This is a genomic window from Leisingera sp. ANG-Vp, assembly GCF_000813725.1.
Classification (GTDB): domain Bacteria; phylum Pseudomonadota; class Alphaproteobacteria; order Rhodobacterales; family Rhodobacteraceae; genus Leisingera.
Genome location: NZ_JWLD01000010.1, coordinates 1 through 15,111 on the forward strand (window position 1 = coordinate 1; position 15,111 = coordinate 15,111).

The 15,111-nt window shown below is 55.6% G+C and carries 10 protein-coding genes and 1 pseudogene; 4 read left to right on the plus strand and 7 right to left on the minus strand.

Features of this window, described 5'->3' with window-relative positions:
* The 3 genes from RA20_RS04735 to RA20_RS04745 form a co-directional block, all read right to left on the minus strand.
* Positions 1-503, minus strand: a 503-nt coding sequence (locus tag RA20_RS04735) for a 2Fe-2S iron-sulfur cluster-binding protein (RefSeq protein WP_039125177.1), incomplete at its 3' end; no start/stop codon positions are given.
* On the minus strand, positions 500-766 hold the full coding sequence (locus RA20_RS04740; RefSeq protein ID WP_039125179.1) for a sarcosine oxidase subunit delta: 267 nt from the start codon (positions 764-766) through the stop codon (positions 500-502). The genes RA20_RS04735 and RA20_RS04740, both read right to left, overlap by 4 nt.
* 1 nt (position 767) lies before the next feature.
* Positions 768-2,009, minus strand: a complete 1,242-nt coding sequence (locus RA20_RS04745; protein ID WP_039125181.1) for an FAD-dependent oxidoreductase — start codon at positions 2,007-2,009, stop codon at positions 768-770.
* Between the two features lie 468 nt (positions 2,010-2,477).
* On the opposite strand from RA20_RS04745, the gene RA20_RS04750 reads away from it, so the two are divergent.
* Positions 2,478-3,365 carry a LysR substrate-binding domain-containing protein gene (locus RA20_RS04750; protein ID WP_039125182.1) on the plus strand — a complete coding sequence of 296 codons (888 nt, stop codon included), beginning with the start codon at positions 2,478-2,480 and terminating at the stop codon, positions 3,363-3,365.
* 51 nt (positions 3,366-3,416) lie between these two features.
* Here the strand turns inward: RA20_RS04750 and RA20_RS04755 are convergent, their stop codons facing one another.
* Positions 3,417-5,834 carry a GcvT family protein gene (locus tag RA20_RS04755; protein WP_039125184.1) on the minus strand — a complete coding sequence of 806 codons (2,418 nt, stop codon included), beginning with the start codon at positions 5,832-5,834 and terminating at the stop codon, positions 3,417-3,419.
* Positions 5,835-6,432: 598 nt separating this feature from the next.
* A complete protein-coding gene (locus RA20_RS24540; protein WP_052248830.1) occupies positions 6,433-6,801 on the minus strand; it encodes a hypothetical protein in 369 nt (122 codons plus the stop codon).
* Positions 6,802-7,287: 486 nt separating this feature from the next.
* Here RA20_RS24540 and RA20_RS04765 point away from each other — a divergent pair, with 486 nt between their 5' ends.
* The 3 genes from RA20_RS04765 (at position 7,288) to RA20_RS24910 (ending at position 10,917) form a co-directional block, all read left to right on the plus strand.
* Complete coding sequence (locus RA20_RS04765; protein WP_039125186.1) at positions 7,288-8,241, plus strand: GlxA family transcriptional regulator; 954 nt, start codon at positions 7,288-7,290, stop codon at positions 8,239-8,241.
* A gap of 1,038 nt (positions 8,242-9,279) precedes the next feature.
* Complete coding sequence (locus RA20_RS04770; RefSeq protein WP_039125240.1) at positions 9,280-10,440, plus strand: trans-sulfuration enzyme family protein; 1,161 nt, start codon at positions 9,280-9,282, stop codon at positions 10,438-10,440.
* A gap of 18 nt (positions 10,441-10,458) precedes the next feature.
* The gene (locus RA20_RS24910; protein ID WP_082017911.1) at positions 10,459-10,917 is read left to right on the plus strand and encodes a RidA family protein; all 459 of its coding nucleotides are present in this window, start codon (positions 10,459-10,461) and stop codon (positions 10,915-10,917) included.
* Positions 10,918-10,978: 61 nt separating this feature from the next.
* Here the strand turns inward: RA20_RS24910 and RA20_RS24915 are convergent.
* Positions 10,979-11,437 (minus strand): annotated as a pseudogene (locus RA20_RS24915) (IS66 family transposase); the annotation flags it as partial.
* A gap of 503 nt (positions 11,438-11,940) precedes the next feature.
* The gene (locus tag RA20_RS04780) at positions 11,941-15,093 is read right to left on the minus strand and encodes a hypothetical protein (protein ID WP_039125188.1); all 3,153 of its coding nucleotides are present in this window, start codon (positions 15,091-15,093) and stop codon (positions 11,941-11,943) included.
* Between the last annotated feature and the right edge of the window lie 18 nt (positions 15,094-15,111).

Sequence of the window (15,111 nt, forward strand, 5' to 3'; positions counted from 1 at the left end):
ACGTCGCAGTAGAGGTTGGCCTTTTCATAGTCCTTGTGCGGGGCTTTCAGGTCGATAACGCCAAGGCCCGCCTTCTTGCGGATCAGGGGCTCCCAGAGTTTCAGCCAACTGGAGCGGCTGGGCCCCATGAAGGTGCGATAGTAGAAGCCGACCGGCATGAAGCGGCCGAGCTTGTCCATGAAGGCGTCGCGGTCGTGGTCCAGCGAGCCGTTCACGTTCTGGGCGGTGACCTGCAGGCCCTCGGCAATCGGGGTGAGGTCGGCCTGGGCGTTGGGGTCAGACGGCAGCTGCACCAGTGTGTCGGCCTCGGCGCCGGCCATCGACATCAACCCTCGCGGGCGGTGGTATTTGAACGAGCGTGACAGCATCCACTGGCCGCCTGCTGCCAGGGCGGAGGCGATGACGTCACCCTCGAAGCCTTCGAAAAGTTTGTTTTCGAAGGAAAACCGTACGGGTTTGGCGCGGTTGATGCGGGAGCCGCAAGGGGCAGGAAGGCGGGTCATTGGGCGGCCTCCAGCTCGGACGGATCAAAGGTGCGGATCACCTCGTTGGTGGTGGCGTTGCGCTCGGCCAGGAAGAAGTAGTTGGACGGCACATGGCGCCACCATTCGGTGATTACGCCGCGCGTGTTGTTGGCGCGAAACAGGTGACGCGCCCAATCCTGATCGCTGGTCGTTTCCGGGTCCGGATCCGCCTTGAGCGGTCCGAAGCTTTGGAATTCAGTGATGTTGCGGGGCCCGTTCATCGGGCAGGTCAGGATCTTCATATCAGTGACTCGCAGCCGTGGCGCCCATTTCGTTGAGCAAATCGAAGCTGGCAAAGCGCTCCATGGTGAAGGGTTCGAGCACCGGCGCGACCTTCTGGTTGGCGATGGTCTGTGCCATGTATTTCCCGGCCACTGGTGTCGCCTTGAAACCCCAGGTGCCCCAGCCGCAGTCGAGCCAGAGGTTCTTCAGAGGGCTCGCGCCCATGATCGGCGAATAGTCCGGCGTCATGTCGGTGATGCCCGCCCACTGGCGCAGCAGACGCACCCCGTGCAGGAAGGGGAACAGATGGGTGGCGCCTTCGGCCAAGTGCTCCTTCATGTCGAGCGTCGAGCGGGTGGAATAGAGCTGATAGGGGTCCGAGCCGCCGCCGATCACGATCTCGCCGCGCGAGCTCTGCACCAGATAGGTGTGCAAGGAGACGGAGCTGACCAGCGTGTGCAGCCAGGGTTTCAGCGGCTGTGTGACCATCGCCTGCAAGGGGAAGCAGCGGATGGGCAGTTCAACACCGGCCTTCAGCGTCATGTCGTAATTCATGCCACCGACGGCGATCATCACCTGACCGGCGCTGATGGTACCGCGGTTGGTGCGCACCTTGGTGATGTTGCCGGCCTCGATATCGAAACCCTCAACCTCGGTGCGCTGATGGATCTCGACGCCCCGGCGCGAGGCCTGTGCAGCATAGCCCCAAGCCACCGCATCATGGCGGGCGGTGCCGCCGTCGGAGTGCCAGAGGCCGCCGATGATCTCCAGCGGGCCGCCTTCGTCCATGTTCAGATGCGGCGACAGCTCCTTGACCGCTTGGGCGTCGACCACCTCGATATTGGTGCCCGCATGCTTGCCCATCTCGGCGCGCAGGTGGAAGGAGCGTAGGGTCGCCTCGGTGTGGGCCAGCGTTAGCTGGCCGCGCTGGCTGAACATCACGTTGAAGTCCAGCTCCTCGCTCATCTCCTCGTAGAGCTGCACGCCTTCCTTGTAGAAGGCGATGCCCTCTTTGGTGATGTAGTTGGAGCGGATGGTGGTGGTGTTGCGGGCGGTGTTGCCGCCAGCAAGATAGCCCTTTTCCAGCACCGCCACATTGGTGATGCCGTGGTATTTCGACAGGTAATGGGCGCAGGCGAGGCCATGGCCGCCGCCGCCGACGATGACCACATCGTAAGAGGGTTTCAGATCGGGGGTCGCCGGAATATCGCCGGTGACCGGGTAGTCTTTGGACAACCCGTATTTCAATAGCCGGAGGGGCATGGCCGGTCCTTCGTCTGCCGCGCCGTTGGGCGGGGCTTTTATTGTTAACTAATTGGCGCGCCGCAGGTCAGACGAACCGTGCCCAAGAGCCATTTGCCCACGTGGGCTATACGAACAACATCTGGGCCCACGCCAGTTGCGATCACTTGCGCAGGGCGACACATCAGCCCTACAGAATGCGCGCCTCTCACCGAGATAGTGAGGCGTATGGGCCGGTGAAGTTTTTACTATGTTGCAAAATGACTCTACCACGTGCTGCCTGGTTGCTTTGTATCGAAGGCGATCTCACGAAGAGGTTAAGTGCAAATGAAGCGAACGGCACGAAAACAAAAGCAGGCCTATGGCACCTTATTTTTTGCCCAAAAGAACAACAGCAATATCTATAGCTAACCTAGACCAAGCTTGTATGACAGAGCTCTCCTGTTCAAACAGCTTTCATTCCCGGCAAAACTAAGGTTGCGCTAGACCATGATGAACCTTCCCCATCTTACTTTCCTCCGCTCTTTCGAAGCATCAGCACGTCATTCGAGTTTTACTAGCGCAGCAGAAGAGCTAAATTGTACTCAGTCTGCTGTAAGCAACCATGTGCGAAGCCTGGAGGAATTCATCGGGCGCCCGCTATTTGTGCGCCATCCCCGCTCACTTTCGCTAACGGATGTAGGGGAGGCTTATGTGCCCTCTGTCCGGCATGCGCTCCAGGAAATTGATGTGGCTACACAGTCACTTGTGCTGCAAAAACATAAACGTGAAGTAGTGGTTTCCTGTCCATTCAGCCTCGCTGAAAACTGGTTGCCTAAAGTTGTGCAAAGCTTTCGTAGAAAGTATCCTGAAATAGATTTGACCATTCATGGCACGATTTGGACTGACGTCGAGGAAAATGTTTCGGACATTTCGATTTCGACCAGCCATCTCGAAGACGTGACGCCAAACATGCTTCAACTTTGGGAAGAAAAGCTCACCATTGTCTGTTCGCCGAACTACTTGGTTGATGGACGTCCTTTTGATAGTGAAGGCCAATTGTGCCGAGCCGACTTGATCCATATTTTGGGGCGTCCCGTCTACTGGGAACTAGTTGCAAAGCATATCGACGCGCAAGAAGTGAATCTTAAGAGTGGGTTCAGCACGAATGCCTCAAACATCGCGTTGGAATTAGCGGCCCAGGGACTTGGATGCATTGCACTGCCTCGATCACTTGTAATGCCCTATATTCAGCGCGGCCTGCTGTTCGAACCATTTGAATTGGATGTGGTCTGCCCTTGGACATACTTCGTCAAAGTTGTGGACAAGATGCCAACCCCGTCGGTCAAGTTATTCCACAGTTGGCTGATGCTGGCAGCTGGCACTGTGGAAGGATGACAAGAGAATGGCGCCGTCTCGCGGCGCCGTCTTCATGGCTTGGCCGGACCATTAGGCCCGCAGACGTGCGCCCGAAGGGTCAAAGGCAGCCGCTTCCAGAATGCGCGCCTTGTGCGGCTTGCCCAGGATGTAGACCTCGACCTCATCCCCCGGCTTGGCCACTTCGGGGTCGGCATACCCCAGCGCCAGCGACTTGCCGACTGAGTAGCCAAAGGCACCCGAGGTGACCCGGCCCACCGGCTTGCCGTCGGGGGTAAAGATAGGCTCGCCGCCAGAGGCATCTGCGTCGTTCACAGCGTTAATCTCAAATCCGACCAGCACTTCGCGCGGGGCATTGTCCTTAACCTTCAGGTAGGCCTCCTTGTTGAGGAAGTCCTTATCCAGTTTGACAAGGCCGGCAAGGCCAACTTCCTGCGGCCAGTATTCCTGGCTGTATTCGCGGCCCCAGGAGCCGTAGCCCTTTTCGATCCGCAGGGAGCCAAGGGCACGGCCGCCGACCGGGCCGCCATCGAAGTCTGCGGCAGCTGCCAGCAACGCGGAGTAGAGCTTGACCTGATCTTCCTCGGCGCAATGCAGTTCCCAGCCCAGATCGCCGGTAAAGGACACGCGGATCGCCAGGCATTCCACGCCCGCCACGTCGATGGTACGCGAGCGCATGAAGCGGAAGGCTTCGTTCGACAGATCCGCATTTGTCATCCGCTGCAGCATGTCGCGCGATTTCGGACCGGCCACGTTGAAGCCGGCGATGCGGTTGGTGGCGACCTCGAAGGTGGTGCCTTCCGGCATTTCGATCATGTTGAAGAAACGCTGGTGATAACGTTCCGCCATGCCGGAGCCGACCATCATGTATTCGTCATCCGCCATCTTGGTGATGGTGAAGTCTCCCGCGACGCCGCCGCGGACCGAGATCAGCGGTGTCAGGCAGGACCGCCCGGCTTCGGTCGGCACCTTGTTGGCGACGAGCTTGTCCAGCCACTCATAGGCGCCGGGGCCTTTGATCACGTAGTTGGCGAAGTTCGAGATGTCGATCACGCCGACGTTTTCACGCAGCATGTTGACTTCGCGGCCCACCGGCTCCCACCAGTTCTGGCGGGTGAAGCTGTTGGTGTCAGTGGTGCCGGGCACACCGGAGAACCACAGGGGGTGCTCCCAGCCGCAGTTCAGGCCAAAGACGCAGCCCATTTCCTTTTGCATCTCGTACGCGGGGCGCACACGGGCCGGCCGGCCGGCGCTGCGTTCCTCGTTCGGGAAGTGGATGGCAAAGCGGTGGGCGTATTGGTCCTCGACGCGGGCCTTGGTGAATTTCTTGTCGGCCCAGTCGCCAAAGCGTGCGAGGTCCCAGGCGAACATGTCGTATTGCGGCTCACCCTCGATCATCCACTGCGCGGCCAAAAGGCCCAATCCGCCGGACTGCGAGAAGCCGGGGATGATGCCGGTGCAGCAGAAGTAGTTCTTCAGCTCCGGAACCGGGCCCCAGATCGCGTTGGAGTCGGGCGACCAGATCATCGGGCCGTTGATCACCCGTTTAACGCCGGCGGTCTCGGCGCAAGGCACACGCTCGGTGGCGCGGATCACGTTTTCCATGATCCGGTCCAGATCGTCGGGGAACAGCTCGTGGGCGAAATCCCACGGCGTGCCCTCTTCAGCCCAGAAGCGCATGTCCTTCTCATAGGCGCCGATCAGGAAGCCGTTGCCTTCCTGGCGGAAATAGTATTCGCCGTCGCGGTCAGCGATCGACGGCAGGCGGCGGCCCAGGTTTGCGACTTCGTCGATGGTTTCAGTGACGAAATACTGGTGCTCGGTCGGTTGCAGCGGCAGGGTGAGGCCCGCCATGGCAGCCACTTCACGGCCCCAGAGACCGCCTGCGTTCACCACCCACTGGGTGTGAATGTCGCCCTTCTCGGTCTTCACGATCCAAGAACCGTCAAGCTGCTGTTCGGTGCCGATCACCGGACAAAAACGCTCGATCTCGGCACCCATGGCGCGGGCACCGGCGGCATAGGCCATGGTCACGCCCGAAGGGTCGACGTTGCCGCCGTCGGGTTCATACATGATGCAGCGGATGTCGTCGAACTGGGCCAGCGGGTGCAGTTCCTTGGCCTGCTCGCGGCTCACCTCGTGGAAGTTCAGCCCGTAGTATTTGGCTTTGGCCTCCTGCAGGCGCAGCTGGTGCTCGCGCTCTTCGGTTTTGGCAAGGTACAGGCTGCCCGGCTGAAACACGCCGCAGCCCTGGCCGGTTTCCTTCTCCAGTTCCTTATACAGATTCATGGTATAGTGCTGGACGCGGGTGACGTTGTTGTTGTCGTGCAGCCCGTGGATGTTGGCTGCCGCGTGCCAGGTGGAGCCGGCGGTCAGCTCATCGCGCTCCAGCAGCACCACGTCGGTCCAGCCGAGCTTGGCCAGATGGTAGAGGATCGAACAGCCGACCAGTCCGCCGCCGATAACAACTGCCTGTGCATGGGTTTTCATGCGTCATGTTCCCTTGCCTGCGTGCCAGAAACGGCACCTCCTGCAGGCTGGGGCGGGCCGCTGTTTCTTTCCCGGCGACCCTAGCTGCGGGGGCAGAGGATGACCCGTGAAGAATTCAAGCCCAAAGGCCTTGGATTCGATACGTCATTGGAAGGGAAGCTTCCGAAAGCAAACTGCCCGGTCGGGTGGCCGGGCAGCGCCGCTGGATGGAGCAGTGTCAGCCGGTAATTTCTTTTCACGCCGAGAAACTTCACTGAATCCACCGAAAGCGCACCGTTCACGGTGAGCGAAACCAACTCTTCGCGCGCCGGGTTGCTTGTACCGCCTAGGATTGTGACGCCGTCCTTTTTCCGTCAGACAAGGCAGGTTGCCTGCGCCATGGACCATCGCGTCGGTTAGGGCCTTTTCGAGCGCGCGAATCGCCTCGCCCGAGACCACGAATTGCGCGCGCCGGTCCGCGATGTCACTCACTTCACCGCCAAGACACTCCAGATAATCGACCACATCAGACCGCGTCGCGTACCTGCGGGTGTTGCGGAAGCCAATTCCAGTTGTCTTCGGGTCCGTCAATCAGAGGGTTGTGCGACACACGGGTCAGCTAGTCCAAGAGCCAGGCCGGGCTGTAACCGTGGTGCGAGAAAATACTGTAGGGTGAAATCACATAGCCCTTGGCAAAGATCAGGCAATCAGGGGCAAATTTACGGATTAGGGTCGCAAAGGCAGCCAGATCCACACCCTTGCGTTTTACCAGCGAGGTATGGGCGATTGTTGCCACCACGGCACCGGGGATGACGGCCTTGGCATAGGCGTCGGCACTGAGGGTGCCGCTGGCGTTGTCATGCTTGATCAGCACATGTTTTTGCTGCGCTACTCCGACCCAGCGGGCACAGGCGACGCAGGTGGCGGAGCATTCCAGCGTCGAGCCCAGAACGGTGCCGACCCAAGCCGTGCCTTGACAGGCATTCATGATCAGGCGGAACAGCAGCCCGGTGCCGCATTCGCCCGCAAAAAGACTGACCGCCCGGTGTGTTCATGAAAACGCGCATTTCGTCCTTGACCTTGTTGATCACCCGCAACAGTTTGTGGTTGCCCGAGACGTCGCGGCCCTGATTGTCAGCACATTGCGCCGATGTCTCTACCACTGTTTTTAGCGTCAGATCGCCGCCAGCGTTTCAAAGAAGACACGGCTGCCCTGCCGCGGGCAGTGTTCCATTTGGGTAAAGCGTGCGTAGATCTGATCCAGCACGGCGTCAGCAAATTCAAGCAGCCAGGTTCGACCCGAAAAGTTCTGTTCGAAGTCACGGCAACGCTCGAACCACGCGCCTCGCGCGCAAAAGATTCAGAGGTTTAGCCATCAAAATATAAGTGTGATTTAAACGGGGCATCGCGATAAAAAAAGAGAGCGCAACAAGGTGTTTCGCCAGAACAACCTCATTCAGTACAGGTAACTCCGATGGAAAAGGGCGCCAAACCGCTAAAGTTCGTATTCGTTTTAGTGCCCGAGTACAGCAGCTTGTCGCTTTTTTCGGCTCTGGAGACACTGCGAGTGGCCAACCGCGTGCAAAATACTCCCTTATTTGATTGGGAGATATTGAGTGAAAAAGGCGAAACTATCAAAAGCTCTCTCGGTTTCGAGCTTCTGACTGAATCAGGACTTTATGATGTTGACCGCGGGTCAATCATATTAGTTTGCAGCGGTGAGAATGTTCAAAAAAATTGCACTCCAAAGTTATTGTCTTGGCTTAGGCATCAGCGTCGTAGAGGCATTGAAATGGGCGGATTATGCACCGCCGCGTATATTCTTGCCAAGGCCGGACTTCTAGGCTCTTACAAGGCCACAATCCATTGGGAGAACCGGCATGGATTTCAGGAGAGTTTTCCCTCGACCGAACTTTCCGACCAAGTCTTTGTAGCGGAAGGTGGGATTTACTCGACTGCGGGAGGCACCGCCTCAATCGACTTGATTCTGACACTGATTACTAAAAAGTATGAGCAAGATCTTAGCAGCGTGGTCTCTGGGAGATTAATGTACAGCCGCATCCACGATGTCCAGCGCAACACGCGTCTTAGTGCTTCTCACCGGGTCGGTATCCAAAATAAGAAAATCGCCGAAGTTTTAGACCTGATGGAAGCCCACTTAGAAGAGCCGCTTTCACCTCAAAGCCTTGCGGAAAAGGTACATGTTTCTGTACGGCAGCTTGAAAGGCTCTTCAAAAGCGACCTCGGCTGTCCACCTATGAAATTCTACAGGCAACTCCGGTTGGAAAGAGCTCAGGATCTGCTACTGCAATCCAATTTGTCGGTAACTGAAGTCACCACCGCATGTGGCTTTAGTTCCAATAATCATTTTGCGAAGCTCTACCGGGCTCGTTTCGGAGTGTCCCCCACGATGGCGCGAAAAAAATGATTTCCTTTAGGTTCAGGATCTGTAGTTTGCGGAGCTCGGCGGTGTCGGCCTTGTAGGTTTCAGGGATCTGTCTGCACTGATTGTTTTGAGAAGATCGAGCTGTATCGGGTTTCAAAAGGCCGAACGTTGCATTGGCTTGAAACGGGTTCCAGGACCCATCCGGCAAACTTCGCGGATCGTTAACTCCTGCGTTCCCTCTCGGGACACCGTTCTATCTCACCTCACGCTTCGAACAATGTAGCCGTCACGCAGCATCGCGTGCATGATAACGGCCAGCCGCCCCGGCAAGCGCCTCACGCGCCTTTCTCAGACCTCGGCGCTTGGCGATCTTCCGGGTCCAAGTTTTGAGGGCGAAGCTGCCACGACTGCGCGTTAGGATCAAAGTAGAAGCTTCGTAGATCAGCTTGAGGACTATGTTGTCGCCCTGTTTGGTGATGGTAACCGTCCGGCCTGCCCGCACTGACGGTCCTCGTTAGTGAGGGATAATGTCCATTAGCGAACAAGTGGACATTATCGAGGTTGGGCATGGCAAAGCGGCGCTGGGGTCGGAATTGGTCTGAGGGCGAGAAGCGTATGGTTTGCGCGCAGACGCGGGTAGAGCCTTGGGCAATCGAATGTCACATCGCTGGTCGAGCGCGTCAGTCGGTTCACAGTGCTGCTGAAGAATCTGAACTTGCGCACCTAGCCGCGCAAGTTCGACGAACGTATGGAGGCTTTCGCATGTTCAACTTTCAAGCCCCGCAAGTTAGCTTCATTTTTCGATAATGGCTAATGCAAACGGTCCGACCGAAGAAACGGGCATAGAGTTCTAAAACGCTCAGGCCAAACCTTTTAACACATAGAAATCTCTATATTTTTTAGAACCTAAGATTATGCAGACACGCCATCGAATTTTTTGAACCTAGGTCCGAAATCTTTCGTTTCCAAAGTGCTAAGCCCTAGTGCAGAAACTCGAACAAATAACATGTAACCCTGAACTCCTGCGGTCCACACCGCAAGACAACATCAATTTGAAGAAGCATGCCCTTGAGGTACAAAATGCACGACACACTTTCACCAGAAACGCAAACCGCAACAGCACTTGGCTGGATCGACCGCGAAACCGATGCTATGGCAGCGCCATTGCGTCCCTCGACATCGTTCCTACGCGATCCTGCAAATCCCGGTCGGGCTGGCCGCATATTTACACGCGATGACAACCCAACTTACGCTCAAGCAGAAGCCTTAATCAATCGTTTGGAAGGTGGCGCTGGTTGTTTGCTTTTCCCGTCCGGAATGGCAGCGATCATTACGGTTTTTCAACGCATGGCGCCAGGCGATCATATCATCCTCCCGAAAGCCGTTTACTCTGGTTTACGTGACTGGGCCAAGCAACAAGGTCAACCTTGGGGACTGGAGTTCACCTTTCTAGACTCCTACGATGCTCGGTCGGTGGCAAATGCTATTATTCCCGGAAAGACCAAGATCGTTTGGGTTGAAACACCAAGCAACCCAACATGGACCCTTACAGACATCGCAGCTGTGGCCGAGGTCGCACATTCCGCCAATGCCATGCTTGCCATCGACAGCACGGTATCGACACCAATCCTGACGCGGCCCATCGAGCATGGCGCCGACATCGTCTTACATTCTTGCAGCAAGTACATGAACGGACACGGTGATTTGATCGCCGGCGCGGCGGTCGTTGCGCCAGGAAGAGAAGATGTATTGAAGGAAATGGCGTCAAAGCGGAATGCCTATGGTGCGGTGCTTGGCAGTTTCGAGGTCTGGTTACTTCTTCGGGGAATGAGAACCCTGTCTCTCCGGGTCAAATCAAGTTCTGCATCGGCGTTGAAAATCGCCCGGTTTCTGGATACGCACCCTGCTGTCGCACAGGTTCTGTATCCCGGACTACCTGACCATCCACAACACGAAATTGCCTGTCACCAGATGACGGGCGGCTTCGGTGGAATGCTATCCTTCCGTATGAGGGGTGGCGAACAATCGGCTAAGGAAACGGCGTCGCGCGTGAAAGTGATCCGGCAAGCGATCTCATTTGGCAGTACTGAATCGGTTATTGAACATCGTGTTGGTATGGAAGGGGCCGATAGCCCGACGCCGCGGGATCTACTTCGGCTTTCGGTTGGCATCGAAAACGTCGAAGACCTCCTTTCTGATTTGAGACAAGCGCTGGATCATTCGGCGCCCATGAGCACATAAATTGCAGAGATAATGTCAATGAGGATCGAAGAACGCCTAGAACGATTAGGTCTTGTCCTGCCGCCTTCGCCAGTTCCGGCCGCACATTATCGACCTTGGGTCAGAAATGGTGACATTGTCTTTTTGGCGGGTCAGACTCCCAAGGTTGGAACCGAGCTGAAATATCGCGGGCAGGTTGGAACGGAACTTGATCTGAACGCAGCACGAGCAGCCGCCGAACTATGTGCGTTAAGGCTCCTCTCGGCGCTGCAGGAAGCGACAGGGGATCTGAACGAAGTGGCTCATATTCCAAAGCTTACTGTCTTTGTGAATGCCGTGCCGGGCTTTGCGAGCCACCCGAAAGTCGCAGACGGGGCATCAGATTTGATTTCGGCCGTTTTGGGCGAGGTCGGGCATCATGCAAGATCGGCCGTTGGCGTTTCGTCACTTCCCGGCAACGCCGCAGTCGAAGTGGAAATGATAGCTTGTTGCCCATAAGTAGCGAGTGATTAGGTGACCGTCCGGTGAAGGCGCTCTGGCACAGATCGGGCGGTGCCTGCTACGCTGCGGCAGCAACGTAGCGCCAGGGCATGAGCTCGTTCAGACGTGTGATCTTATGATCCGTGATCTGCGCCAAAACCCAGGCGAGCCACGCTTGGGGATCTATACCGTTCATCTTGGCGGTTTCGATCAGAGTATGGGCAATGGCAGCAGCTTTCCCGCCGCCTTCGGAACCGACAAAAAGGTAATTCTTGCTGCTTATGGCAATCGGCTTCATCACCCTTTCCGCTGTATTGTTGTCGATTTCCAGAATTTCTTGATCCAGATAGGGGCGCAGTTTCTTCATCCGCGTCAGGGCATAGCGGATAGCCTTCGCCAGTTTTGGCTAGCCCGGAATCCGTGCCATCTGCGCGGCCAGCCAAGCCTCCAAATCATCGAGTAAAGGTTTTGAGCGGCTTTGGCGCAACTGGACACGCCCTTGCGGCGTTAGTCCGCGGGCGTCCTTTTCGACGGCATACGTTGTCGTCCTGTCCCGTCGATTTCCCCGGATTTGTGAGGCTTGGCGAGCAATCCGAATTAGGTGTCGCGGTGCGGGATTGCCGGAAGCTGTTAGCTTGATCGATGGCCGCGGCGAAAGCGTCGGAAGTTTGAACGCCGACGTCAGGGACGCTCATGGGCTGCCCGAAGGCCAACGATTGCACCAACTTGTTGGCCAGCGCGATTGCGACCAGGATCTTGGGCTTGCGTGCTACCATGTGTGACAGCCAGCGCACCCAAGACAGTCCGGAGATCCCCTTCCTGCCCGCCGTGTACAGGCTGGCCGCATTCAACTGTTTGAGAAAAGGAGGAGGTCAATGCTGCAAAGCTCAGGCGCCAAACACTGCCTCGTCACTGGCCTCCGCGATGGATGGCGACAGGGTCAAAACAACAGTGCCGAGACGGTGAAGGCTTAGAAGTCATAACTCAAAAAGGAATGAGGGGCGGGTCTACACCCGCCCCTCATACAGAAGTACTAAGCTGTTAGAGGATGACGTCATTCTCGAGCTGACTGAGAGAAACCCCTTGGACGTCCAGAATGTCGCCGCCACCAAAGTCAAAGCGGGTAAATTTAATGGCGCCATCAGAGGAGTAATTCAGGTAGCTGCTCAGTTCTGCAAAATCCGCGAAACCGAAATTCGACAGATCCAGTGTGTCAACATCATTTTGGAAACCCTGGAATGTATCGAAGTCGTCGCCGTTACGATATACGAAGGTGTCCGCACCATCGCCCCCGTTGAGGATGTCATCGCCTTTCAGGCCTTGAAGCCTGTCATCGCCGTCGCCTCCATAAATGATATTGTCGCTGTTGTTTCCCTCGAGGATGTCATCGTGTTCAGAACCGATGATACCTTCAAATTCATACAACGTGTCCCCTGAGCCATGGCCTCCGTTTACACCGCCGTTGTATGCAATGTTTGCGGTGTTATTCCGGTTCCAACTTGCGTTCCCATCACCATCGAGGTCAATATACACGGCTGCATCCGAATTCTCGTAGGATACGAAGTCAAAGCCGTCGCCACCCCAAAGTTCGTCGCCACCATCACCCCCTTCAATTGTGTCGTCTCCACCTTCACCTTTCAAGGTGTCTGATCCGGATCCGCCTGAAAGGTAATTGCCGCTATCATTTCCATGAAGCCGGTCGTTGTAAGAAGAACCGATCAAGCCTTCGATGTCTGTAATCATATCATTATAAGCATGCCCGCCATTCAGCCCGCCTTCAGCTGCGATTACGGCGTTACTGGTGTAATAATTCGGGAATGCGTCTCCATCGTCGTTGATATTGATGAATACCGCCGAGTCGGAACCTTCGTATGAGACAATGTCAAACCCGTTGCCACCGTCGATCATGTCTTCGCCAGCTCCGCCGTAAAGCGTGTCATCACCGCCTTTGCCCTTCAGTGTGTCGTTGCCATACCCTCCTTTAAGGACATTGGCGCTTGAATTTGCGACCAGCCGGTCATCGTAAGAAGAACCGATCAAGCCTTCGATGCTGTCAAGCTCATCGTTAGTGGCATCCCCACCGTTCAAACCGCCTACCCACACGCCATCGGCGTCATTGCGATTATCCTGGTCGGCGTCTCCACTTTCGTCGAGGTTAATATACACTGCCGAAGAAGAAGCCTCATAGGATACAATGTCCAATCCATCCCCGCCGGAAATCGTATCTCCGCCTCTTCCCCCTGTGATAGTGTTATCCTTTGCGTTCCCGGTTAGCACATCGTCATAGTCTGACCCGATGAGGATCTCGAAAGAACCATCGATGTCGTCGCCTTGCGCATGGCCGCCTGACGCAGTCTGAGTTTGCAGGTTAACATTAACTGCTGCGTCTGATGAGATGTAGGAAAGGGTGTCCACGCCCTCCTCGCCGCGCAGTGTGTCTGCACCCCGTCCGCCTTCCAGCGTGTTGTCGAGGCCGGTGCCCTCTATACGGTCATCAAAGGCCGTGCCAATAATTCCGTTAATATACCTTAAGGTATCGCCTTCTGCATCGTTGACACCAATTTGTGCACCCTGGGCATTTAGCAGATATTCTGAATAAAGATATCCTTCTCTGCCGGCATTAGCGGAATTGGCAGTCCAATTAGCGTAACCCGCACCCGAAAGGTTTACCGAAATGGCAGAATTGGCATGCTCGTATGATACTGTGTTAAAGCCGTCACGGCCTTGGAACTCATCCGCGCCGCCAAACCCAATGAAGAGATCATCGCCTAGACCGCCATAAAGCTTGTCATTGCCATTACCTCCGACGAGTGTATCATCGCCTTCAAATCCGAAAGCTCTGCTACTGTCGTTGCGGGATCTGCTGTATTCAACCCAGTCCGTTACAAGAGTCCCCGTCCCGGCGCCAATAACGCTGCCGGCAAAGAAAATGTCGTTCTTGTCGCTGCCCAAATGGAAAACATCGCCCCCGACACTTCCTTCGGTGAAATGACCGCCGGGGGTGGAACCAAGGATCTTCCACCCAGCCTCGTCATCAATGCCCCAGTCGCTGGTATCAACCCCGGCATTTTCAAGCCCAGACTTAGACAAATCCATTACGGAATGCTGATAAGAATTCAGCGCGGCCGCTATATCCGCCGTCGTCATTTCATTGCCTGTTTCGGTCTCCACTGCTTGCAGAATGTCTTCTCCCAGGAAGATTTTTGCAAATGACGTGTCGTTATAAGCCGTGCTCAGGTATGGCGTGTTTCCATCAGAGGTGACTTCGACTTTCAACCGACTCGCATCAAGAGAAGGGAACATCAGAATGTCATACCGAGGGTCAAAATCCAATACCGTAAGCGCATCATCATGCAGGCCCAGAGATTCAAGATCTACAGTTTCCGCGCCTCTTATCATTTCTGCGATATCTGAAACAACAAAGCCGATGATGGCATATTGAGCAGTAACTTGCAGCGACTTCAGAAATGCATCCGGTGCAGTTGGGATATATCCATTGGTTGCCCACCCAAAGGAACCCAGAAAGGTAGATGCAATGGTGGCATCACTGGGACCTGATGTGCTTTCGGGCAAAAATGGTTGCCCTACCATGACAACGTCGTGCCCGCTTCCCGTCTCAACCAGATCATTGTCGCCAGAACGAAGGGTGCCAGCTTCAATCGTGTCATTACCCTCTCCGCCAAAAATCTGATCATCCCCATTGCCGCCAATAATAAAATCATCACCGTTGCCAGCATAGATGGTGTCATTACCGTCAGCGGACATAATATAATCGTCTCCAACTCCGGCATCTGCACGGATCCCAAGATCATCGATGATCACGAGTATATTGTCCCCATCCCCTTCGAACTTTACGTGATAGTCTCCGCTCAAAGAATCCCAACTATTCCATTTACCCATCACCACCAAAAGATCGTCGTCTTGCTCGAAAACAATAGTCTTTTCTCCACCAGCGCCATCTAAAATATCTTCATTAATTAGAACGGAATGATATTCCCCGCGATCACTAAAGTAATCTGGATCCCAGCGATCATCGTAGTAGCTACCGACAGAATTTTTAAGTAGTTGGTTTACATCTGTATAATCCCTAGCAGTATTCGAGGACCAGTCCGTATCCAGTGTTATATAATATCTGTGACTCTCAGAGCCGTCGATATCGATTTCACCAGATTTGTTGGTTTTGTAAATAGGCATTCTTCTTCTCCGTCAGTG